This window comes from Mycoplasma sp. 327 (genome assembly GCF_053851655.1).
Map to the genome: position 1 here is coordinate 59473 of NZ_JBSQBA010000003.1, position 24013 is coordinate 83485.

21 protein-coding genes are annotated in these 24013 nt (G+C 27.8%); 17 read left to right on the top strand and 4 right to left on the bottom strand.

Features of this window, described 5'->3' with window-relative positions:
* Nucleotides 1-58: 58 nt before the first annotated feature.
* The 4 genes from ACWXVS_RS01185 to ACWXVS_RS01200 form a co-directional block, all read right to left on the bottom strand.
* Nucleotides 59-2797 (bottom strand): DNA topoisomerase (ATP-hydrolyzing), encoded by a 2739-nt coding sequence (locus ACWXVS_RS01185; RefSeq protein ID WP_455994669.1) that lies wholly within the window; start codon nucleotides 2795-2797, stop codon nucleotides 59-61.
* Between the two features lie 74 nt (nucleotides 2798-2871).
* The gene (locus ACWXVS_RS01190; RefSeq protein ID WP_455966449.1) at nucleotides 2872-4794 is read right to left on the bottom strand and encodes a DNA gyrase/topoisomerase IV subunit B; all 1923 of its coding nucleotides are present in this window, start codon (nucleotides 4792-4794) and stop codon (nucleotides 2872-2874) included.
* A 466-nt stretch (nucleotides 4795-5260) separates the two neighbouring features.
* Nucleotides 5261-6427, bottom strand: a complete 1167-nt coding sequence (thiI, locus tag ACWXVS_RS01195) for a tRNA uracil 4-sulfurtransferase ThiI (RefSeq protein WP_438340649.1) — start codon at nucleotides 6425-6427, stop codon at nucleotides 5261-5263.
* Between the two features lies 1 nt (nucleotide 6428).
* On the bottom strand, nucleotides 6429-8054 hold the full coding sequence (locus tag ACWXVS_RS01200) for a hypothetical protein (RefSeq protein WP_455994657.1): 1626 nt from the start codon (nucleotides 8052-8054) through the stop codon (nucleotides 6429-6431).
* Nucleotides 8055-8157: 103 nt separating this feature from the next.
* On the opposite strand from ACWXVS_RS01200, the gene rpmG reads away from it, so the two are divergent.
* The 17 genes from rpmG (at nucleotide 8158) to greA (ending at nucleotide 23572) form a co-directional block, all read left to right on the top strand.
* A complete protein-coding gene (gene rpmG / locus ACWXVS_RS01205; RefSeq protein ID WP_438340651.1) occupies nucleotides 8158-8304 on the top strand; it encodes a 50S ribosomal protein L33 in 147 nt (48 codons plus the stop codon).
* A gap of 3 nt (nucleotides 8305-8307) precedes the next feature.
* Nucleotides 8308-8598, top strand: a complete 291-nt coding sequence (gene secE, locus ACWXVS_RS01210; RefSeq protein ID WP_438340652.1) for a preprotein translocase subunit SecE — start codon at nucleotides 8308-8310, stop codon at nucleotides 8596-8598.
* 19 nt (nucleotides 8599-8617) lie between these two features.
* Nucleotides 8618-9196, top strand: coding sequence for a transcription termination/antitermination protein NusG (nusG, locus tag ACWXVS_RS01215; protein WP_438340653.1), 579 nt, complete (start codon nucleotides 8618-8620; stop codon nucleotides 9194-9196).
* Nucleotides 9197-9227: 31 nt separating this feature from the next.
* The gene (locus ACWXVS_RS01220; RefSeq protein ID WP_455994659.1) at nucleotides 9228-9803 is read left to right on the top strand and encodes a variable surface lipoprotein; all 576 of its coding nucleotides are present in this window, start codon (nucleotides 9228-9230) and stop codon (nucleotides 9801-9803) included.
* 67 nt (nucleotides 9804-9870) lie between these two features.
* Entirely contained in the window at nucleotides 9871-10827 is a 957-nt protein-coding gene (gene tsaE / locus ACWXVS_RS01225) for a tRNA (adenosine(37)-N6)-threonylcarbamoyltransferase complex ATPase subunit type 1 TsaE (protein ID WP_455966445.1), read from the top strand.
* On the top strand, nucleotides 10827-11771 hold the full coding sequence (gene tsaD, locus ACWXVS_RS01230) for a tRNA (adenosine(37)-N6)-threonylcarbamoyltransferase complex transferase subunit TsaD (protein WP_455994661.1): 945 nt from the start codon (nucleotides 10827-10829) through the stop codon (nucleotides 11769-11771). The genes tsaE and tsaD overlap by 1 nt, the downstream gene beginning before the upstream one ends.
* 1 nt (nucleotide 11772) lies before the next feature.
* A complete protein-coding gene (gene yihA / locus ACWXVS_RS01235; RefSeq protein WP_438340657.1) occupies nucleotides 11773-12324 on the top strand; it encodes a ribosome biogenesis GTP-binding protein YihA/YsxC in 552 nt (183 codons plus the stop codon).
* A 112-nt stretch (nucleotides 12325-12436) separates the two neighbouring features.
* The gene (locus ACWXVS_RS01240) at nucleotides 12437-14407 is read left to right on the top strand and encodes a GGDEF domain-containing protein (protein WP_444705021.1); all 1971 of its coding nucleotides are present in this window, start codon (nucleotides 12437-12439) and stop codon (nucleotides 14405-14407) included.
* Entirely contained in the window at nucleotides 14388-14825 is a 438-nt protein-coding gene (gene rplI, locus ACWXVS_RS01245; RefSeq protein WP_455966444.1) for a 50S ribosomal protein L9, read from the top strand. Before ACWXVS_RS01240 ends, rplI begins: the two co-directional genes overlap by 20 nt.
* Before the next feature lie 45 nt (nucleotides 14826-14870).
* Nucleotides 14871-16283 (top strand): replicative DNA helicase, encoded by a 1413-nt coding sequence (gene dnaB / locus ACWXVS_RS01250; RefSeq protein WP_438340660.1) that lies wholly within the window; start codon nucleotides 14871-14873, stop codon nucleotides 16281-16283.
* Nucleotides 16284-16286: 3 nt separating this feature from the next.
* Complete coding sequence (locus ACWXVS_RS01255; RefSeq protein ID WP_455994663.1) at nucleotides 16287-17687, top strand: YitT family protein; 1401 nt, start codon at nucleotides 16287-16289, stop codon at nucleotides 17685-17687.
* Nucleotides 17688-17794: 107 nt separating this feature from the next.
* Nucleotides 17795-18907: a tRNA 2-thiouridine(34) synthase MnmA gene (gene mnmA, locus ACWXVS_RS01260; RefSeq protein ID WP_438340662.1), complete on the top strand. Its 1113-nt coding sequence runs from the start codon at nucleotides 17795-17797 to the stop codon at nucleotides 18905-18907.
* A gap of 31 nt (nucleotides 18908-18938) precedes the next feature.
* A complete protein-coding gene (alaS, locus tag ACWXVS_RS01265) occupies nucleotides 18939-21602 on the top strand; it encodes an alanine--tRNA ligase (RefSeq protein WP_455994665.1) in 2664 nt (887 codons plus the stop codon).
* The gene (ruvX, locus tag ACWXVS_RS01270) at nucleotides 21595-22020 is read left to right on the top strand and encodes a Holliday junction resolvase RuvX (RefSeq protein WP_438340664.1); all 426 of its coding nucleotides are present in this window, start codon (nucleotides 21595-21597) and stop codon (nucleotides 22018-22020) included. The genes alaS and ruvX overlap by 8 nt, the downstream gene beginning before the upstream one ends.
* Before the next feature lie 4 nt (nucleotides 22021-22024).
* Nucleotides 22025-22372 (top strand): hypothetical protein, encoded by a 348-nt coding sequence (locus ACWXVS_RS01275; RefSeq protein ID WP_438340665.1) that lies wholly within the window; start codon nucleotides 22025-22027, stop codon nucleotides 22370-22372.
* The gene (locus tag ACWXVS_RS01280) at nucleotides 22360-23112 is read left to right on the top strand and encodes a BC85_0335 family putative methyltransferase (RefSeq protein ID WP_455994667.1); all 753 of its coding nucleotides are present in this window, start codon (nucleotides 22360-22362) and stop codon (nucleotides 23110-23112) included. The genes ACWXVS_RS01275 and ACWXVS_RS01280 overlap by 13 nt, the downstream gene beginning before the upstream one ends.
* Nucleotides 23102-23572 carry a transcription elongation factor GreA gene (gene greA, locus ACWXVS_RS01285; protein ID WP_438340667.1) on the top strand — a complete coding sequence of 157 codons (471 nt, stop codon included), beginning with the start codon at nucleotides 23102-23104 and terminating at the stop codon, nucleotides 23570-23572. Before ACWXVS_RS01280 ends, greA begins: the two co-directional genes overlap by 11 nt.
* The last annotated feature ends 441 nt before the right edge of the window (nucleotides 23573-24013 follow it).

Genomic DNA, 24013 nt, shown 5'->3' on the forward strand with positions numbered 1-24013 from the left:
GCATTTCCTTTCAATATTTGCTAATTTTATTACTTTAGAAGGATAGTTAATATTATAACTATTTTTTCTTAATTTGCTCAACTTTTTGCTCGATCAAATCAAAATCAATATCATCCATTGCTTTTATTTTTTCTTCAAGTGATAATGTTTTCTTTAAATGTTCCTTATTTGATATTTTATGATTAAGTTCTTTGAAGTCATTAGCCGCATCAAAAAGGTTAATTTGATCTTCTTCATCAAAGATTTGGTTATTAATCTTTGATGAATTAGTGTAATAATTTTTTTTAAATAGTGTTGTTTCAGTTGTTTCTTCAATGCTGCTATTTTTTGTTAAATTATCTTGAAATTTCAGTTTTAGAATTTCTTTTTGTTTACTATCATCTTCAATAAGTTTGTTTATTTTTATATGCTGAATTAAGTAACCTGAATTATTTAATTCATTGCTAAATTTATTTAATTTTTCGATCTTAATTTTATCACTTTGACTGCATTTAAAATCAAGTTTTTGTGTTTCATTATTTTCATTTGTTATTAGTAATTCAAGGTTTTTAGTATTTACTTCTAGACATTTTGGAATGCAATTGATATTTTTTAAACAGTTGAATAATTTGGTCCCACGGTTTGCGCGCCCTGTATATTTTATGTCCCTCATATTTCATTGTTTATACATTCCGCCTTCAGTTATCATTGTTACTACATTTAAAGGTAAACAAGTTGTAAAAGTAGACACAAAAATTTCTTCATTTGTTTGTAATTTAGGCAATAGTTTTATGCCTTGCGCTTTGAGGGCTAGATCAGTTGAAAAAACATTTTCATTTAATAAGAAATATGAACCATTATTAAGCAGTATAAAAATATCCTTTTCATCATTGCCAATTTTTGCATCGATTAATTCATCATCATTATTCTTAAAATTTATACAAATTCTCTTCTTGTTTAATACTTTTGAATTAAAGCTAGATATCTTTACTTTTTTAGCAAAACCATATTTTGTTATTAGTATAATGTTAGCATACGATTCATATGATGTTATTTCCATTACTCGAATAATTTTTTCATTGCTATCAAGATTCACTAATGAAGATATATGCATACCCAATTCTTTTCATGAATTATCTTTTAAAATATGTGCTTCAATGATGAAAAAATTCCCCTTGTTAGTAAAGAAAATTAATTTTGAAAGAGAATTAATTTCATCATAATATTTAATTGCATCTCCTTCTTTTAGTTTATATGTAGCAAAGTCGTTAGCATTATAGATTTTTGTACTAATTTTTTTGATATAGCCTTCTTGAGAAATAAAGAAATAAAAATTTTCATTTTTAGCAAGAAGTTTATGATCAATATCTTTATTTATGCCTTCTTCTTTAATTATGGTTTTTCTATCCTGTGCATATTCAATTTTTATTTCAGTTAGTTGTTTTATTAAAAAAATATTAAATTCGTAGTTATCACTAAGTAAGGTTTTACATTGTGTAATTAAAGCTTCAAGGTTAGTTTTTTCTTGCTGAAATTCAATTTGATCCATTCTCGAAAGTTTATATAGTCTTAGCTCAGCTATGGCTGTTGCCTGAATTTCACTAAAATTAAATGCCTTTATTAGTGAAAGAATTACACCTTTTTTGGAATTATCACTTTCCTTGATTAATTTGATAACTTCATCAGAAATTTCTGCTACTCTAATAAAGCCTTCAACGATTTCATGGCGTAATTTATATCTTTGAAGATCGTATTTTATTCCATTGGTATTTATTTGTTTTGAATGCTCAAGAAATGCATATAATGCTTTGTAAAGCGATAATAGGCTAGGTGCATTTTTATATATAGCAAGCATATTGTAATCATAATTAACTCTTAGTTTAGTTTTGTTCATTAGATATATCATGATTGCCTCGGCATTTGCATTTTCTTCAAGTTCAATGTATATTGATAATCCATCGCGATCAGATTGATCTCTAATTTCTTTAATTCCAGAAATTACTTTTGAAGAAATGATTGTATCAATTTCAAAAACCATTTTTGACTTAACTACACCAAAGGGAATTTCAGTAATTTCTATACCAACAATGTTTTCTTTTTTGTCATAAACATAATTATATTTTGAGGATAGTGAAATTTTTCCTCTTCCGGTCATAAAAGCATCGTGAATTCCTTTGGTCCCGTTAATTATGCCTCCGGTCGGAAAGTCAGGGCCTTTAACATAATTCATTAATTCGCTAGTGGTGATATTTGGGTTTTTAATCATAGCAATTAAGGCATCAATTAGTTCGCCTAAATTATGGGGAGGAATTTGCGTTGCAAAGCCTGATGCAATCCCCATTGCTCCATTTACTAGCAAATTAGGAAAAAGGGTCGGTAAGACAACAGGTTCATATTCTGAATCATCAAAGTTTGGAATCATTGGTACTACTTTGCGCTCCAAATCTTTTAGCATTAGTTCTGTTATTTTTTCTAATCTTGATTCTGTGTAACGCATAGCAGCAGCAGGGTCATCATCAATGGAACCCTTATTTCCATGCATTTGTACAAGCGGATAATTGCTTTTTCATTCCTGCGCCATTCTTACCATTGCTTCATAAACAGAACTATCGCCGTGTGGGTGATATTTACCTAAAACATCCCCAACAATCCGTGCCGATTTTTTGAATGCCTCCTTGTTTCTAAGTTTTAGATTTCACATTGAATAAAGGATACGACGTTGTACTGGTTTTAAGCCATCTCTGGCATCGGGTATTGCACGCTGTTGAATAACATATTTTGAAAAACGGGCAAAACTATCGCTCATAATGTCGACCATATTCTTATCAATAATATTTTCAATTACTTGGTCATAATTATTTTTATTTTTCTTGTCCATAAGTCGTGCCTCATTTATTTTTTATTAATTTCAAATTCATCAATACTTGAAAAGTCGATGTTATTATTGATTCAATTTTTTCTTGCCTCCGAATCATCACTCATAAAGGTAGTTATATACCTTTCTATTAATGCTTGCTGATCGATGCCTACTTTAATGATTGAACGAGTTGCAGGATTCATTGTTGTTTCTCAAAGTTGGTCAGCATTCATTTCTCCAAGCCCTTTATATCTTTGGATTTCGTAGTTTGTATATTGCGACGTTATTTCTCTTAGTTGTTCTTCGTCTCAAGCATAGAAATATTTGTTATTTGAGTTTTTAATTGTTATTTTATATAATGGGGGCAAAGCGATATATACCATTCCTAATTCAATTAGTTTTTTCATATATCTTCAGAAAAATGTTAATAAAAGCATTTGGATATGGGCTCCATCAACATCCGCATCAGTCATAATAATAATTTTTCCATATTGTGAATTCTTGGCATCGAATTCGCTACCAATTCCAGCTCCAATCGTGTTAATAATTGTTGCAAGTTCTTCATTTGCAAGGACATCAACTAACTTGGCCTTATCAGTATTCATTACAACCCCACGTAAGGGAAGAATGGCTTGAGTCATTCGATTTCTGCCCATTTTAGCCGACCCTCCGGCCGAATCACCTTCGACTAAAAAAAGCTCTTTGATTGTTTTGTTCTTTGTTTGTGCAGGAGTTAATTTGTTTGAAAGAATTTTTTTTGAATCGAGTTTATTTTTTACCTTTCTAGCTTCATTTCTAGCATTTCTTGCCGCAATTCTTCCGTCATATGTTCGCTTAATTTTCTCGATGATTTTGTCAGCTTCTTGCTTGTTTTCATTTAAAAAAAATGTAAATTTTTCACTAAAGAAATCTTCGACAGATTCCCTTGCTTCAGGCGTTCCTAATTTATCCTTAGTTTGCCCAACAAATTCAAGAATACTTTCAGGAATTTTTAGTGATACTACAGCAATTATTCCCTCTCTAACATCTAATCCATCAAAATTAATTTTTGTTTTAGAACTTGAATTTTTTGCATACCATTCATTAATTGTTTTGGTTAATGCAGATTTAAATGCTGTTTCATGAGTTCCTCCATCCCTAGTTTTAACATTATTGACAAAGGAATATATTGATTCACTATAGTTTTCAGTATATGCTAACGATATTTCAACCTCAATATTGTTTTTTGATTTTCCTGACGCAAAGAAAATTCTACTGATAAATTTTCGGCCCTCGCCAACAAAGTTGATATATTCTTTAATTCCTTCATTGGTTTGAAAAACAACATTTTCGTTAGTATTTTCATTGATATAATTGATTTTCAAATTTGATATTAAGAAACTGGCCTCTCTTAATTTTTCTTTAACTGTTTCAGATGAAAATTTTGCTTTTTTAAATATTGAATAATTAGGTCAAAATTGAACCTTAGTTCCACGTTTTGTAGTTGGTCCTATAATTGTTGTTTTACTTGTAATTTTTTCTTGTTCAAAAGATGTGAAGTATTCTTTTTTGTCACGATAAACGCTAACTTCAACCTTAGAACTAAGGGCATTTACTACTGAGGACCCAACGCCATGAAGTCCTCCACTAGTTTTGTATGCCCCATCGCCAAATTTACCGCCAGCATGTAATTCGGTAAATACTAGTTCAACACCACTTTTTCCTGTCTCATGTTTATTGATTGGAACACCTCTTCCGTTGTCTTCAACAATAACAGACCCATCACTTTTTAATATTACCTTAATATTATTAGCATATCCGGCTAATGCTTCATCAATAGCATTATCAAAAATTTCCCAAATTAGATGATGTAATCCGTTTGAATCAGTAGAACCAACATACATTCCAGGTCTTTTAATAACTGCCTCTAAACCCTTTAAAACTTTTAAATCTTTTGCTTCGTAATTAGTTGTACTCATGATAATTAATTATATATTTTTTGAATATTTAAATAAAAATTAAAAAATATAAAGACACAAATGAGTGTTTTATAGACGTTGGTTTTTATTGTTTTCTTCCAGTTCTTGGTTAATCATATGAATATCTGCATTCATAATTTTTTCACCTAAAAAGATAATAGCAATTTTGTTAATTATTTTATTTTTAGTTATTTTATATATTTTTGCAAATGTGATTTTAATAATATATCTAATTAAGAAAAAACAGGTAAGTCAGCTAATAAATAGTATGCTAGTGATCGAAATTAAAACTATAAAATTATTTGATTGCATTAGAAAATGTTTTCCATTATTTAAAATAAGATAAACAATTCATGCTGTAATGAGAATGATAGGAATAATAATTGCATAAATGCATAAAGCAAGAAAGAAAATGTAATTTCTTTTAAGTTTTGGATATTTTTTTAGTTTATAAAAAAAATTATTTTTATTTGTCATTTCTTAAATTAAATGTTTTTATTTCAACTTCGTTAATTATTTCATTCTCAAGTTTCTCAAGATTTTCAAGTTCTTCTTCTAATCTTTTTGCTTCCTCTCTTGTGGGTTTGGTGACTGGGAATCTTGGGGCAAAAAGTTCACATGTTTCGCAAGCTTTTTGGATCGATATTTCCATTGTGTTAATGGCTTTGGCAATTGTTATTGTTTCATTTTTATCGAAGCTTAATAATGGTCTAAAAATAGGCAAATCACAAACCTCTGATATTGCGTGGATTGATTCTAATGTTTGCGAAGCAACTTGTGCTAAATTTTCACCATTCGAAATTGCTTTTATATTATATTTTTTGGCTATTTTTTGTGCAATACGATAGAAACTGCGACGCATTAGTGTTATTTTATATTTTTGATTTGATACAAGACCTATATAATTCATTAATTTTGTGTAATTAATTTGAAAAAGAGTAGAAGATCCTTGAAATTTGGTTAATGTTTTGATAATTTGTTCGATTTTCATAGTCGTTTTTTCATCGGTATGAGGGGGTGTAATGAAGTTTAAAAATTCAATCTTTAATCCCCTTTTTTGCAATAAATGTGCAGCAACAGGAGAATCGATTCCACCACTTATTAAATGTAAAACACGTCCTGATGAACACACTGGCATTCCACCAAGGGCATAAATGTAATCGCTAAAAATATATGTAAATTTGTCTCTTATTTCAATATATATGGATAAATCAGGATTGCTAAGGTTTACAACTTTATTTTTAAAATTATTTAATATAAAACCGCCAAAGTGCATATTGATTTCCGATGAAGTTAAATGATAATTTTTATTATGTCTTCTGGCATTTATAGCAAAAGAGTTGAATGATTTTTTCGAGGCTAGTTCAAATACTTTTTTTTCAATATCTTCAATATTGGTTGATGTCTTATGAACTATTGAATAAGATGAAATTCCAAAAATAAATTTTAGGGATTTTAAATTTTGCTCTGAATACTTACAAAAAGCTCTGTCGTATTCCATTCTTAACTCATTTTTAGGTATATATAGTTCAATATTTTTTCTTAATTGATTAATGAAATCCTTTTTATTTTCACCTTTTAGTGTTAATTCTCCGTATCTAATTAATATTTCCATTTCTTGATTAGCACACATTTTATTTCTCCTTTGACTTATTAATTAATTTTAGCGATTTATTAATTATTTCATCATATTTATTCTGATATATTAAGTTAATTAATTCAATATTTTTTTCTTGAAATTTATTTTTTGTTAGCAAGTTAAAATTATCGATTAGATGCCTTGCAACCAAATATTTTATGTTAATCACAATAATTTTTTTTTGAATGACTTGATTTATTAAGTTTAGTTCATATTCGTCATTTATATTTTGCTTTTCTAGTAATGATTCAAATTTATTTTTGTAATAAATTATTTCCTCATTTAATGGTATTTTAAAGTCATGTAGTCCAAATGTCTCAATTAACATATTGGTCATTTTATCCTTGAAAGCGGTCTTATCTTTTTTGTTTCAATTATTTTTAAATTGTCTTTGAAAAAACGGGATTTTACACATTTTTTTTAGAATATTATTTAGATTATTTAATCTTTCAAAATATGAAATATTGCTTGAATTTTTTTTATTTTTTGATTTAAAATACGCCAGATTTTGGTAATAAAATTCATAAAAATTATTTATTAATAATTTATATTTTGCGTTTTGGCGGTCTGATTTAAGATTTTTTCAATGTTGTATATCAAAAAGATCAATTATTTTGCTTATAAGCCCAGAATTTGATTTTAATATTTCAAAACTATCTATTTCTTTTTTGATTTCAATATATTTGTAAATTATTTTTTTTGAAAGGTTTTCAAGTTTTGTTTTGAATGTTACAATTCAATCAAAAAAATTAGTTTTATGAATTTTAATTTTAATTTCTTCAATCACACTTCTAGTTTCATCAATGAAAGAATTTAGCATTTGCCAATTAAAAAAAAATTGGTGAAAAGATGAATATTTGATGACAATGTCCTCAATAAATTTAAATGGAATTTCAATATTATTTTCAATATATGAGTATAGTGTTAAACCATTTTTTATAAAGAACAAAAAATCATTTAATATTTTCTTGATATTTTTTGAATTAATTAAAAAATGATTATTCCAACCTTTATATAGTTGAAGCTTGCTACTGTATTCAACAATATTTTTTATTTCATTGTATTTTTTATTAAATTCAATTGAAAAATCTTGAAAGAAAAGGTTGTTTTTATTGTTATCAATACATTTATTTATATTTAAGAAGACGGATTTTAAATTATTTGAAAAGATGAGAAATTTTGAGATATTTTGACTTTCAAGAAAAATAAAATCTTTGTTTTCTTTTATTGTTTCTTTTATTGTTTTTCATTCGACAATTGCTTTATTAAAAATTTTTTTAAATTCAGGACTTTTCAATTTTTTTTCTTGTATGTTTCTTATGTTATTAATCATATGCAATTCGTTAAGAAAAAAAGTTATCTTTGATAGTGAAAATTCAATAATATTTATTACATTAGCAGTTATTTTTTCTTGGTATGTGCATTTATTGTTTTTATCTGTAAATTCATGAAATTGATTATTAATTTTTTTAATTTTTTTTAAATTTTGGTTTATGTATTCAATCTTTTTTTGAAGTTTTTTGATTTTAAATTCCTTTTTTAAAGATCGAATAATGAAGGCGATAATAATAGGTATTATCCAAATTACATTTAACAAAAAATACAAATAATTGTGTACCATAGTAAGTAAAATTATATTTTATATATCTTATTTATTGTTCACAATATATCTAAGTCTAGTTTTATTTGAAAAAAATGTAAAAAAATAATATAATTTTCCTTATATGAGAAAGCAAAAGAAAGTGTCACTATCTTGTCAGGAATGCTTGCATAAAAATTATTCTGTTAATAAAAGTAATGAAAAAAGACTAGAGATTAAGAAATTTTGTAAATATTGCAATATTCAAACAATTCATAAAGAGGAAAAATAAGGTATGCTAGAAAAAACAAAGATGAGTCCTGAAGAAAAAAAAGAGATTAAAGATAGAGTAAGAAGAGAGAAAGCTCTTTTAAAGGAAAGAAAAAAGGATGAAGCTAAGGCAACGAAACTTTACACTTTTAGAAATTTAGTAAGGGAAATTAAGAGAGTTGCGTGGCCAAGTAATTTCAAGTCTTGAAAATGGTTTGGAATTACTATTGCCTTTGTGTTAATCATGGCTATATTTTGCTTTGTTATAACTTTAATTTTTACCGGTTTATGAAATGTAGTGGGTATTAGAACATAATATTTTTTAAGGAGAAAAAATGTATTCAGATTGTAAGTGATATATGATATCAACTGTTTCAGGCAAGGAAGATAACGTTGTTGAAGCATTGAAAAACAAAATTAGTTCTCAAAAAATGGAAGATTTCTTTAAGGATATTAGAATTTTTAAGATGCCCCATTTGTCTAGCAAAGAATTGCAAAAGAAAAGCAGGGGTGAGGAATACAACATTAAGTATGTAAATATTTATAAAGGTTATATTTTTCTTAATATGATAATGACTGATGAATCCTGGTATTTAGTTCGTAATACACAATACGTTACTGGTTTGATTGGATCTTCTGGGAAGGGTGCAAAACCAACGCCAATCAGTGAAAACACCTTTGAAAAAATGGTTGAAAAAGAAAGGATTCTCATTGAGAAATTTGAAGCGGGAGATATTGAAACAGCATTCAAAGAGGGGATTATTGTTAAAATTAAGAGTGGTATATTCAAGGGCGAAGTTGGCGAAATTATTAGAAATGATGACATTGAACAAAAAGCATTTGTAAATATTGAACAATTTGGAAGAAAGGTGCCAACGGAATTCTCGCATAATGACCTTGAGATTTGCTCTTAGTTATTTATGGTATTTATTTTAGAGGAGAATTATGAATAAAATAACAAAAACGTTAATTAGTATTGGTTCGATTTCTGCTTTGACTCTCCCATTAATTGCCATTTCATGTACTAACTATAAAGCAGAATTAGAAAGAGAAGTTTCTCTTGCTAAGCAACAATTATCTAATATTGAATTTGCTGATGATTATGAGGACAAATTAAGAAAAGAAATTATTGATGCTGAAAATATATTAAAAAATAATAGCAATAAAAATATCGATTATCAGAAGGCACTTAGTGATTTTATTGAAAATACAAATAAAATTCTTAATGATAATAAAACAACAGCTGAAAAATATAGTAATAACCAAAGAGATGTATTTATTTTTTTAAATACATTAAAGCAATATGCACATGAACAGTTGTCAGATAAAAAATATGATGAATTGAAAATTGAGTTAGTTAAACAATACAGCGCAAAAGAAGAAGAAATTAAGAAAATAAATTCAGTTTTATTTAATGATAATGCTAAAACCAAATTAATACAAGAACTAAATAAAATTCTTGATGACATTAAAACGAAAAAAGCTGAAGTTGACAAAAAAGCCAGTGCTAAATTATTTTAAAAAAGAAGAATCATAAAATATTTGAATCTTCTTTTTTGTTTTTATATAAGGAGATTATTTTAAAAAAATGAAGGAATTTTGGTTTAAAGAAGGCGAAAAGCTAGATGAATTAGTTAATTATCTTCTGTCATTTAAAAAAATAGAAGCTATATTATTAGACGGGGAATTAGGCGCAGGGAAGACAACATTAACTGCGCAAATAGCCAAAAAATTAGGTGAATCTAAGGCTGTGGTTTCCCCAACATTTAATACTATAATTTGCTATGATAAAATGGTACATATTGATGCGTATAAATTAGTTGGTGATTTATTCCCATATGAAGAATATTTTGAAGATAAAATTGTTGTTATTGAATGGTCAAAAAACATTATACATAATTTTAAATATTATTTTAATATTGAGGTCAGTCTTCATGAAAGGGATGGTCAAATTTTTCATTTATTTAAAATAACTAAGCAAACTTGTTATCAAGGCTTATTCATTGAAACTTCTTTGCCAGATTTTTGCATAGCTTTAACTGAAAATGGTAATGTAATTGACCATATATTAATTGAAAAACTAATTAAAAAAACTGATAAATTCTTTGAATCAATAGATGAGTTATTAGGAAGAAATAATACAAAGTTGAATTATCTAGATAATCTTTACATAACAAATGGACCCGGAAGTTTTACCGGAACACGCCTAGCCTTTGTTTTTGCATCTACTAATAAACTTCTTCAAAATGTAATCGCAAAAAATGATATAAAAGTTTTTATTGCGCCAACATATGATTTGTTTTTTAAACAACTAAATTTGGACGTTATTTATATAAAAGCTAATAGGTATAAGGCATATGAAGTAATTAAAACTAATTTAGGAATAACTATAAATTTAGTTGATAGTATAAATTCAGTAATAGATTTTAATTACCAAAATTTCTTTAAAAATTTTAGTAAATATGTTGATTTATTTAGAGAATCAAATGATATCTTAAAAGAAGAATTAATTTATGCTTCTGATCCTCAAATTGGAGGTGTTTAATGAAAATTTTTGCTATCGAGAGCTCTCATGATGATACCTCTTTTGCTGTTTTGGAAGATAATAAGCCTGTTTGAATGAAAACTATATCTCAAACAGAAATTCATAAAAAATACGGTGGAACCATTCCAGAAATTGCTTCGAGATTGCATGTTAGAAATATTGCATTATTAATTGAGGAATTTAAGAATACCGTTGTTAATAACAAGGAGATTTGTAAGAATATTGATTATATTGCTTATACTAAGGAACCGGGATTGGTAGGATCGTTGCAAATAGGTTTTATTGTTGCACAAACAATGTCCAGAATATATCAAATACCAGCAATTGGGTTAAATCACTTAGAAGGCCATTTTTATTCAGCTTTTATATCGAAAGAATTAGAATTTCCTGCCTTATGCTTATTAGTTTCAGGTGGACATTCGCAATTGATGTTATATACTGATTCTAGTAGTTTTGAGATAGTCGGTGAAACTTTGGACGATGCCGTTGGTGAGGTTTATGATAAGATTGCTAGAAAACTATCATTAGGTTTTCCGGGTGGACCGATTATTGATAATATTTGAATTAATAATAAAGAAAAATATAAAAATAAATTTTCAATTCCGCATACATTAAATGAATTAGATTTTTCATTTAGTGGAATCAAAACAGCCGTTATAAATCATTTTAATAGTCTAATAAATAGAAACGAAGAAATTAATATTAATAAGATTGCTTGTGAATTCCAAAATACGATAATTGCCTACCTTAAAATTAATTTAGAAAAGGCAATTAAAAAGTATGGACCAAAATGTATTACTTTAGCAGGGGGAGTAAGCGCTAATAAAGGAATTAGAGAAATGGTGTTAACCCTTCACAACAATGTTTATCTACCATTAATGGAGTATACAACCGATAATGCAATGATGATTGCTAGATTAGCTTATGAAAAGGTAAAAAAATAATATGTGAAAATTTATAAAAAGTTCAACTTCACAGGAAAATTGATTAGATTTTACCAGTTATGAGATTGTTTTTTGAGGACGCTCAAATGTAGGAAAGTCTTCGTTAATTAATGCTCTAGCTAATAATAAATTGGCAAAAACTTCTTCAAGCCCAGGACGTACAAGATTAATAAATTATTTTGAAACTAATAATAAAAAGATTGTGGTTGATTTGCCTGGTTATGGTTATGCTAGCATGTCTAAAAAAGAACAGCAAAAAGTTAGCGGAATAATAGATTATTATTTTCGCAACAGCCCAAATGATAAGATAGTTTGTTTCTTAATTGATGCCAAGATAGGTTTTATGCCGATAGATTTGGAAATGATTGAGTATATTAATAATTTAAAAATACCATTTAATATTATTATTACTAAAATTGATAAGGCTAACCAATCACAAAGGCATAGAGTAAAAACCCAGGCGCTAACATTTAAAAAAGAAGTAAATATTTTTATAGTCTCATCAGAAAAAAAAGTAGGGTTGCAAGACATTATCAAACATTTTGATTTTTAGTATTTAAATATGTTGCTTTCCAAAAATTTAAAATTACTAAAAATTAAATAATCTATGTTTAATTTAGTGCGCATTGGTCCATTTTTATATCAATTTTTGTATAATTTTACATATGAAAAACAAAGAAGACAAAAAAAGATTACTCATTTTAATAATTCAAGTATTTACTTTATTTATAGTACCAATGATTCTTTTGTTTGTAGGATTATTTCATTTACCTAATAATTGAAGAGTTCCTATTATTGTTATTTATTCGCTTTTGGTATTGGGCCTTGGAGTTTTTATATTTTTCATCATAAGAAGATATTTAAAAGAATCATCAATTGCAAATCAAACCCTAAATCAGTTCATTCAAAATGAAATAAGTGATCAAGGGATTGGTACTATTATTTTTTTAAATAATGGAAGGATTATATGAGCTTCAAACTTTGTTATTAACAAATTTGGCAAGTCGATAGTCGGAAAAAATATAAAAACTGTTTTTAATATTGAAGAATGAGATGGGAATAATAATAACTTTGTTTTTAAAAAAGATGACTATGAGTACGATGTTCAGGTTATTTTTGAAAAAAATATTGTTCAGATTAAAGATATAACTATTCAAACAGCTTTATTAAATGATTATAAGATGCAACGTGTTGTTTTTGGCGAATTTCATATTGACAATATGAATTTATACCAAGTATCCTTATCACAAGAAGATCTTTATGCTATATATTCAAGTTTTGGGTCCTTGTTTGATGATATTTCTAAAAGTTATAATATTATTTACCGGCAATATGAGAATGGGCGTTTCTTTGTTTTAACTAATCAAGAAACTCTTGAGCAACTAGAAAAAACCAACTTTGAGGCATTTAATCAACTTAAAAATAAGAGTCTGCATAAAGGTATATCCTTGACATTGTCTGGTGGGTTTTCATATGGTTTATTCAAGTTGGAAACACTGGATAAATTAGCCAAAGAGGCATTATTACAATCCAAAACCCGTGGTGGAGACCAAATAACTGTTTTAACAAAAAATGAACATCCAAGATATTATGGAACTAGCTCAGAAATAAACATCAATATGTCTCGTACTAATGTTAGCTATATTTCTAAGGTTTTGATTGCAAAATTAAAGTCTAAGAATATTAACAAAGTTATAATTTATGGTCATAAGAACGCCGATCTTGACGCGCTGGGTTCTGCGTGGGGTATTCATAAATTAGCAAGAGCTTATGAAAAAGAAACATTTATTCAAAACAAGACATTCGATGAAACCACGCAACGCGTTTATGATCATATGAGTCCATTAGACAAGCAAATCTTTATATCGCCAAAGGAAGCGACATTATTAAATGATAAAAAAACACTTGTAGTAATTTGTGATGTTGCTGATGAAACAAGAATTGAAAATCCCAACGCATTTAAAGGTATTGAAAAGGATAATATAATCATTATTGATCATCATCGAATCGGGGCAAACCCATTATATGCTTTTAGAGAAAATACTTATATTGACTCATCAGCATCGTCAGCCTCAGAAATTGTTAGTGAAATAATTGCTATTTCAAATAATGGTGACAAGATGGACGAGATCACAGCACAATATTTGTTAAATGGCATTTATCTTGACACTAATAATTTTCAAAAACAAACAAGTTCCAAGACTTTTTCAGCAGCTGCCTTATTAGAGATATGAGGCGCTAAGATCCAAATTTCAGTTAATACTTTAAAATTAGATATAGAAACCTTCAAACAAGTTTTAGAACTTCTTGAAAACTTGCAGGAGGTTAAACCTGGATATTTCATTGCTTATAAGAACATTTTTGTTTCCCCTGATGTAATTTCAATTGCTGCCGATGAAATCCTAAGAGTTAATGGAAGAAAAGCAGCCTTTGTTATTGGCAAATTAGCTGGGACTAAAAAATGTAAGATGTCAGCCAGAGGAATTGATACTAATGTTCAATTAATTGCAGAAGCAGTTAACGGTGGAGGGCATTATGGCACGGCAGCAGCTGAAAGTGATGAAAATATCGAACTTTTTGTTGATAACTTAATACAAGCGATAGTGAGTGTAAAAAATGAAAGTAATAATAATTAAACAATATGATAAATATAAAGCAAATGAAATTATTGAAATCAATGATGGGTTTGCAAAAAATTTCTTAATAAAAAACGGTTATGCTCAACCAGTGAATAAGCAAACTCTAGCTAATTTAGAAAGAGTTAAACAAAACATTGCCGAAGATCATGCAAGGGAAGTTGAAAAAGCGATTGTTTTAAAAGAGCAAATTGAAAAAATAACTTTAAACTTTTTCTTAAAATCGAACGGAAATATTGTTCATGGTTCAATAACCAACAAGGCTATTGAAAAAGAATTAATAAAACATAATATTAAAATTAGTGCTCATGCCTTAAATAAAGATTCTTATAACACTTTCGGAAAACATTATATTAATGTAAAGCTTCACCCGGAAGTTAATGCGATTTTATTAATTCAAATATTCGAAGAAAAATAATTTTATAACATAAAAAAACAATAAAATGAAGGGAACAAAATGAGCATGCAAACATTAAACCCAAGAGAAACTGCTATTGCTAATAATGAAGCCTCCTTATTGGGATTAATTTTATCTGAACCTGAAACATATTTGAAAATTGCTGTTTTAATAAGGCCAGAAATGTTTCACTTTAAGAGTCATCAAATATTATATTCTGCTATTGTTGAAGTGCATAACTCTACTGAGCATTTTGACCTTTCTAATTTATTGGTTTACTTAGAGCAAAAAAAGCAGTTTGATTTAGTTGGTTCATTTTATATGAATACTCCTGAATATATTGGCTATTTGGTTCAAAATGCTGGTTTCTTGAGTGAAATTGAAATATATGTAAAAAACATAATCGATCAATATAAAATCGATAAACTTAATGAATTAATAGTTGATATTAAAAATACTATTGATAATAAAACCTTTAATGTGTCGGACCTTTTATCACATATTCAATTATCCTTGATCAATATTGATATATCAGAAATTAATTCCTCATTTGAAAAAATTGGTGATGTTGCAAACAATATAATGCAACAAATTTTGCGCAAGGAGGATAGTGATATTGGAATAGGATTGCAACTTGGTTTTCCAGAATTAGATGAATGCTTGCTTGGTTTAAATAGTGGGGATTTAACTATTATTGGTGCTAGACCGGCTATGGGTAAAACGGCCTTTGCTTTGAATATTGCTAATAATGTAGCTAAACAAGGGAAAAACGTTTTATTTTTTAGCCTTGAAATGTCCAATCCACAATTAGTCCAGCGTATGATTTCTATAGATTCAACTGTCCCTATTTACAAACTTAAAACCAAAGAATTAAGTATTGATGATCAAAGAAATTTATCTCATACTGTCGAAAACATGTTCGAGTGAAATATTGTATTAAATGATCTTGCTACTTTAAATATTTCGGATATTATTACCTTATCAAAAAGATACGCCCGAAATGCTAAGGTTGATCTTGTTATTATAGATTACCTACAACTTATTGGAGACAATTCAAAAAGGTCGCAAGAAAATAGACAACTTGAAGTGGCCAAGATTTCACGTTCATTAAAGCAACTTGGTCGGGAATTAGCATGTCCTATTATTGCCTTAAGTCAATTAAGCCGTAGCGTTGAAAAACGTGAAGACAAAACCCCTATAATTTCTGATTTAAGAGAATCTGGAGGTATTGAGCAAGATGCTGATAGAGTTATCTTTTTACATCGCGATGACTATTATCGAAACAAAAAAAATGATCAAAATGCTAATAACGAACAAAAGGAAATGTTTTCAACAACAAACGTTATTGTTGCCAAAAACCGTCACGGATCAACTAAAACTATTCAATTAGGGTTTTATCCTGACTTTAATAAATTTGTCTATGTCTTAAAGGAACACGGCAACAACAAACATCAAATTTTCAAAGAAAAGGAGGATTAAATCATGGATAAGAAACAAAAAAACTTAGATAAAAAAATTCAAAAAACGAAGCTCTCCGTTGAGCAAAAAAAGGCTCTATATGATGAAAAAATGGCTATCTTAAACCCACAGCAAGTAACCATTTTTAATATATGGAAAAAATATCCTAAAAAAGTTATTTGAATGTTATTGAGTGCTTTTTTATACAATATAGCAATTACTGTTTTTCTTAGAAAGGCAGCAACTATTGCTTCGGGCACATCATCGCTTTCTCAAATTATTACTTTTACTGCTCCTGCTACTGCACAATTCTATGGTTTATTTTATGTGTTAGTTAATTTACCATTAATGTTTGTTTTCTGAAGAATGAATCCGAGAATGTTTATGGTTTTAACATACTATTGAATGCTATTTCAGGTTATTGTTCAATTAATATATATAGAATATGACGGTCGTGGATCAAATCCAATTGTTAACTTTATTAATCAAAAAATTTCATTCTATAATCCGGTTGGCGAGAATAATTTCTATTGAGCTCCTTTCGGAATTGATACGAGAGTAGTTTCAAAATTATATAACAACGGACAAAGTAAAGAAATATTAAAAGTTCTTCAAGGCGAAAATTTAACAATTGAATTTGATAAAGGCGCTAAGGAAGTTATTGCTTATTTTCAAAATCAATACGCTCCAAAAGACTTGAATTTGATAGTTAAAAATATTACTGATTCTGCATTAGTTGAACAATTTAAAATAGGAAAAGTATCACTCTTAGGTTCAATACCTTTATTATTAAAAGACACTAAAATTTATGGTGTTTATGATGGCCAAAATTGGCCGGTTCTTGTCTATGCTATTATGGGTGGTGCTTCAGAAGGATTTGCTTCTATAGTTGCATGAAGACAAAAAGGTTCTATTGGAGGAACATCAGTTATTTCTAACTTTATTGCATATAAAAATAAAAAACCAGTTGGTAATGTATTCTTAATGGTAGCGATTTGTTTTTCATCTTCATCAACGATTATCATTGGTTCATTAGAATTTAGCGGCAATATTACAGGGCATGTTTGAAATTCAGGCTTATTCTTAGTAAGAATTTTAGGTACTATTTCATATTTATTAGTATTTTCGACACTTGTTAATAAGTTTTATCCTAAATATAAGAAAGTTAAAATTGAGATATATACAAGATATCCGGAAATTGTTGCTGAACAATTTAAAAAGATTGGTTATGCTCACTCATTTAATATCTTTAATGGCGTTGGTGGATTTAGCCATGAGGAATTTGGCAAAATTGAAACTGTTGCTTTATTTTTAGAAAAAGATATTATTATGGAACAAGTTAAGAAAGTAGATAAGTCTGCGTGAATAACTACCTCAAATATTCATAATATATCCGGTGTATTTGATACATCGTTTGTTGATTAAGAGTCTATATAGAGACTCTTTTTAATTTTTTATAATACTAGTTTCGTATAAAATAAATTTTTATTTCGTTAAAAACTTTATAATTTAATATATTTTATTGGAGCAAAATGAGCAAAAAAGTAATTTTAGGAATGAGTGGCGGAGTTGATTCTAGTGTGTGCGCATACCTACTTTTAAAACAAGGATATGAAGTTGAAGGTTTGTTTATGCGAAATTGAGATTCATTTTTAAACAATGATTTCTTAGGCAATGAAGACATTTCACAAAATATTTGTCCACAAGAACAAGATTATCAAGATGCAAAGGATGTTGCAAATCAACTAAATATTAAGCTACACCGTGTGGATTTTGTTAAGGAATATTGAGACAATGTTTTTAAATACCTAATTAATGAATATGAAATTGGCCGTACACCAAATCCTGATATTTTTTGTAATAAATTTATAAAGTTTAAAGCTTTTTCGGATTATGCATTCAATGAATTAAAAGCCGATTATATTGCTATGGGTCATTATGCATACACTAATGATGGGGAATTATTTCGGGCCTTTGACCAGACTAAGGATCAATCGTATTTCTTGGCTCAATTAAACAATGAACAACTAAAAAAGGTTATTTTTCCTCTAGCTAATATAACAAAAAATGAAGTAAGAACAATTGCTAAGAAGTTAAACTTAAAAACTGCCTTTAAAAAAGATTCAACAGGCATTTGTTTTATTGGCGAAAGAAGATTCACAAAATTTCTTGAAAATTATATTCCTGCTCAACCAGGTGACATAATTGATATTGCCACAAGCAATAAGGTTGGGGAACATATCGGCGCAATGTATTATACAATTGGTCAACGCAAGGGTTTAAATCTCGGTGGATTTAAGAAACCTTATTTTGTTGTTGGACATAATATTAAAAAAAGAATTATTTATGTTGCTAATGAAGACCATAAAGAATATTTGTTATCCGATAAGATTATTGCCAAAGATTGAAATTTAATTGCTAAAACATATAATCAGGAAAACCTGTCGGCCAAATTTAGATATCGTCAAGAAGATATCAAATGTAAGATTCAACTTTTAGACAATAATGAAATTGCGGTCATGTACAATGAAACAGAAGCTATAACCCCAGGACAACAAGTTGTAATTTATGATGGTCAAAAAGTTGTAGGGGCAGCAATCATTGATAGAATTTTTTATAAACAAAAACAAAAGAATTTTTTATAAATCAAATAATGATATAAAACAAGGAGAAAAAATGCTTTCATCAAAACAAATTAGACAAATGTGACTTGATTTTTTTGCTTCAAAACAACATCTTGTTGTAGAATCTAAATCTTTAATACCTCAAAATGACCCTTCATTATTATGAATTAATTCGGGTGTGGCAACATTAAAAGATTATTTTAGCGGTAAAAAAGTTCCGCCCGCAAAGAGAATAACAAATTCGCAAAAATCAATTCGTACTAATGATATTGAAAATGTTGGTATAACCGCAAGACATCACACCTTTTTTGAAATGCTAGGAAATTTTTCTATTGGTGATTATTTTAAAAAAGAAGCTATTGCATTTGGATATGAGTTTATTTTTAATGTATTGAAACTCGAAAAAGAAAAAATATATATAACATACTATGAAGAAGATTTGGATACATATAATAGATGAATTGAGTTAGGTATAAACAAGGACCATCTTATAAGTGGAACAAGAGATACTAATTTTTGAGATGTTGGTCAAGGACCTTGTGGCCCTGATACTGAAATTTTTTATGACCGGGGTGAAAAATATGATAAGCGCGGCATTGAATTGTTAAAAGAAGATATTGAGAATGATAGATATATTGAAATATGAAATATTGTATTTTCGCAATTTAATAATGATGGCGAAAATAACTACTCTGAATTAGCTACTAAAAATATCGATACTGGTGCAGGGTTAGAAAGAATAACCTCTATTATTCAGGATGCGCCTACTAATTTTGATACTGACCTATTTTTGCCTATTATTAGAAAAGTAGAAGAATGAACAAAATATCACTACGATATAAATAACTATTTTACAAAAGAGCCAGAACAGTTAAAAATTAATACTTGATTTAAGATTATTGCGGATCATATTAGAGCAAGTGTGAATGCTATTAATGATGGCGTTAGCCCTTCAAATGTTGGTAGAGGATACATTATTAGACGTTTAATAAGAAGAGCTTACCGGGCTGGTTTATCATTAGGAATACAACAAAAAACTTTTTTATATAAATTAGTTCAAGTTGTTAAGGACTCATTGATATATGAAATCGATGTTAAAACTGTTTCAAGAGTAATTTCTGATGAGGAAAATTTATTTGCTAAAACCATTAAAGATGGCGAAAAACTTCTTGAACACGAACTAAATAAAAAAGGTTTTATTGATGCTAAAATTGCCTTCAAAATGTTTGATACCTATGGCTTCCCTATTGAATTAACGGCTGAAATATTAAAAGAAAAGAATATCGAAATTAATTTGCAAGAATTTTATGATTTTCAAAAGGAACATCAAGAACGTTCAAAAGGCAGCTTAAAGGCTGCGATGCAAAAGGTTATTAATTCGCTTTCACTGGTTGACAGAAAAATTTCTGAATTTATTGGTTATGAATTTCTTGAGTCTAGATCAAAAATTATCTATTTGCTAAATGAAGAGCAGGAAATTGATAAGGTAGATAGCGATGATGATTTTTCATATGTTATTCTTGACAATACTCCTTTTTATGCAACTAGTGGTGGACAAAATCATGACTTTGGCTATATGATGCAAGGAAATAATAAAATTGAAATAATTGATGTATTTAAAGATAAATACCAAAATCATGTTCATTATGTTAAAGGAAAGATTGATAAGAATTTACCTATTGAATGTTATGTTGACAAAGAAAAAAGAATTAATTATGCTAGAAATCATAGTTCAACACATATTATGTTCCATGCTTTAAGAAGAACTTACACAAATGATATTATTGAACAACTTGGTTCAAACATTCATCCTGAATATTTTACATTTGACTTCGGATTAGATAATCGGCCAACTAAGGATGAAATTAAAAAAATTGAGCATATTATGCATGAATATATTGCAATGCAGGCTAAGAGAAATTATATTATTACTTCAGTCAAAAAAGCGCAAGAAATAGGGGCATATATGACAATTGATGAATCTGAATATTATGATGCTAATAATGTCAGAGTTGTTGAATTTGAAAATATTACTAAGGATTTATGCGGTGGGACACACGTTGAAAATTCTGGCATAATCGAAAACTTTAAAATTGTTTCTGTTGATTCAAAGGGAACTGGAATTTATCGTTTGAAGGTTATTACCTCGGAAGAGTATGTTAATAAACATTTACATAATGAAATTTTAGAAAAGCAAAAATTATTGTCTTCCTTGGTAAAGAATAATAGAGCATTAGAATCTAATTATAATTTATCTTATTTGGTAGATATTCCTAGCCTTTCATCGCAGAAAGAAAAAATGTTGGATTATTATGATGAAGTCGAAAGTAAATTAAGAGAAGATTATAAGAAATTATTAAAAGAAAAGAATAATGAATCAGTAAATTTAAATGCTTATAATCCTGAAATAATTGGCAATAATGTTAAGTTATTCATAATTAATGAAAATGATGCAAGCTTACTAAGAAAAATTGCTGTGCAAATTCGTGAAGCAAATGCTGATGCATTGATAATCGGTCTTTCTAGAATTAAAGATGATAATTATTTTTTAATTGTTGCTTCAAAACAATATGACTCAACAAAGATTTTTAAAAGGATAATTTCTAACTTTAATGGTAAAGGTGGCGGTAATCAAATAGTATCGCAAGGATCAATTAATTCAACTAAACAGATTAAAATAATTATGGATGAAATTAAGGAATTAATAAATGCGTAAACTAGCCATGGATTTAGGCTCAAAAACATGCGGTTTTGCTATCAGTGATATTAATAATATAATTGCTTCTGGATTAGAAACACTCTATTTTGAGGAATGACATTTTATCGACGTTATTAGGAGAGTGAAATATTGACTATATGAAAGTCAATATAAGAATGAAATTGATACAATTATCTTAGGTTATCCAACAAGAATGGATTTTTCAAGAAGTCCAAGGACAATCATGGTGGAAAAATTTAAGCAAAGACTTCAAGACAATGTTGAAATAAATGTTATTTTACAAGACGAAAGAGAAAGTACAATATTTGCTGAAAATATTTTATATAATGCCGGATACAATGGCAAAAAAAGAAAAAATAAAAAAGATTCATTAGCTGCCCAAATCATACTAGAGGATTATTTAAAAAAAGGTTAGATTTATGGAAGAAATCAATAAAAACAACAATAAAAACATACGACAAAAATTATTTATCTTCTCACAAGAAAGAGAAATCATTTTGGAAAACAATGTTAAAATGTGAGTTTTGTTTTCGATTGAAGAAAATGGTGAAAAATACATATTTTTAACTAATAAAAAAGGTATTTTTCTATTTAGACAAACAAAATCTCATATTTTAGAAGAGGTAGAAGATGAAGGGATTGTTTCAATCTTAAGTGATTTATTAGAAGAGTTTGCTAATGAATTTGAATTAGTAGATGAAAATGGCGAATCTATTGAACACATTTTGTTTGAAGCTGAGACGGTAGATAATTTATGCGCAAATTAATATATATATCATCTATTTCTAACGGGACAAGCAAAATACCTCCCAACGTAAGAACGGGATTAATTATTTCTATTGCTATAGCTTTATTAATTGCCATTATCGCTCTTGTTCTTAGTCTTTATTATAAGAAGAAGGCTATTAAAAAATATTTATCCCCTAATGAGGAACGCGAAAAAGAAAAACTTATTAAAATTAATCCTAATTATGGTGTGGTTCTAAGCGGTATTAAGAAGTTTTACAATAATGATTTAAGTGATTTTTTTGTATGTTTTGTTGTTAATACCATTTATTTAAATGATTACCATAATATTTATATAGAAGATGATGATAATTATCTTGCTTTATCAGTATCAAATTTAGCTAATAGGAAAGTATTTTTTAATGGAACAATAGATTTAGGCATTAATGAAAAAATTTTATATGAATTTCCGGATCTAAAATTTGAAAATATTCAAAGTGTTGCTAAGCTTCCAAATGACAATGAATTAATAATAATTTTAAATAATAAAGATCAATTATTGGAATCAACCATAAGTTCTAAAATAAACTTTTTAAATCCAAAAGGAATAATGATTATTGAAAATAATAAAAACATTAATTTAGATTTGTTAAAGAAGATATCAGCAAATCTTGGTTTGCGTTATGAAACTTTAAAATTCAAAAATAAAAGTGTTATACTTTTAGCTAAAAATAACATAAAAGACATTGTTGAAAGAGGAGAAAAAGAAGATGGAAGATAAAAAAATATATTTAACAAAGGAGAGCCTTGAACAATATGAAAAAAGATTAGCATATTTGCAAGAAGAAGCTAGACCGTTAGTCATTGAAGAAATCAAGGAAGCTAGAAATCAAGGCGATTTATCAGAAAATGCTGAATATGATTCGGCCCGTGATAAGCAAGCCGCCATTGAAAACGAAATTCTAGAAATTCAACATATTTTAGAAAACGCCCATATTATTGTTGAAGACACAACTGGTTCTCATATTGTTAAAATTGGTTCAACAGTTAAGGCTTTAAATTTAAAAAATAATGCTGTTTTAACTATTATCATTGTTGGCGCACTAGATGCAGATCCATTTAGTGGGAAAATATCTAATTCTTCTCCGTTAGCCAAAGCAATTCTTAATCATAAGGTCGGCGATATTGTAGAGGTTGAGGCCGCTCCTAAATATAAGGTAAAAATTGAATCAATAATGTAGCTAAATATCCAGATTGTAGATAATTAAAATATATATTGTAGGATATAATAATAAATTATAGAACTTCCGTATTTTTTAAAAATATAAGGAGGTTTTTTATTTTAAATCTTGAACTTTTTGTAATATTTGCTTTTAGCAAAAATATATAAAAAAATTTTGTTAAATTTATTTTATTTTTTTAACTTAATCATGTATAATGATATGGTACTTATTTTAAAAACGTTCTTATTTAATGTAAAAAATTAAAAAATTTTCATAATAAAAAGTTTAAAATAATGTATACTTATAAAAGTGCACTTTTTTGTGCCTAATATGTAGTTCTTTGAAAACTGGATACGAATACCATAACGTCAATTTTAATTTTTTAAAAATATAATAAAACCAAAATCAAATTTTAAGAGTTTGATCCTGGCTCAGGATGAACGCTGGCTGTGTGCCTAA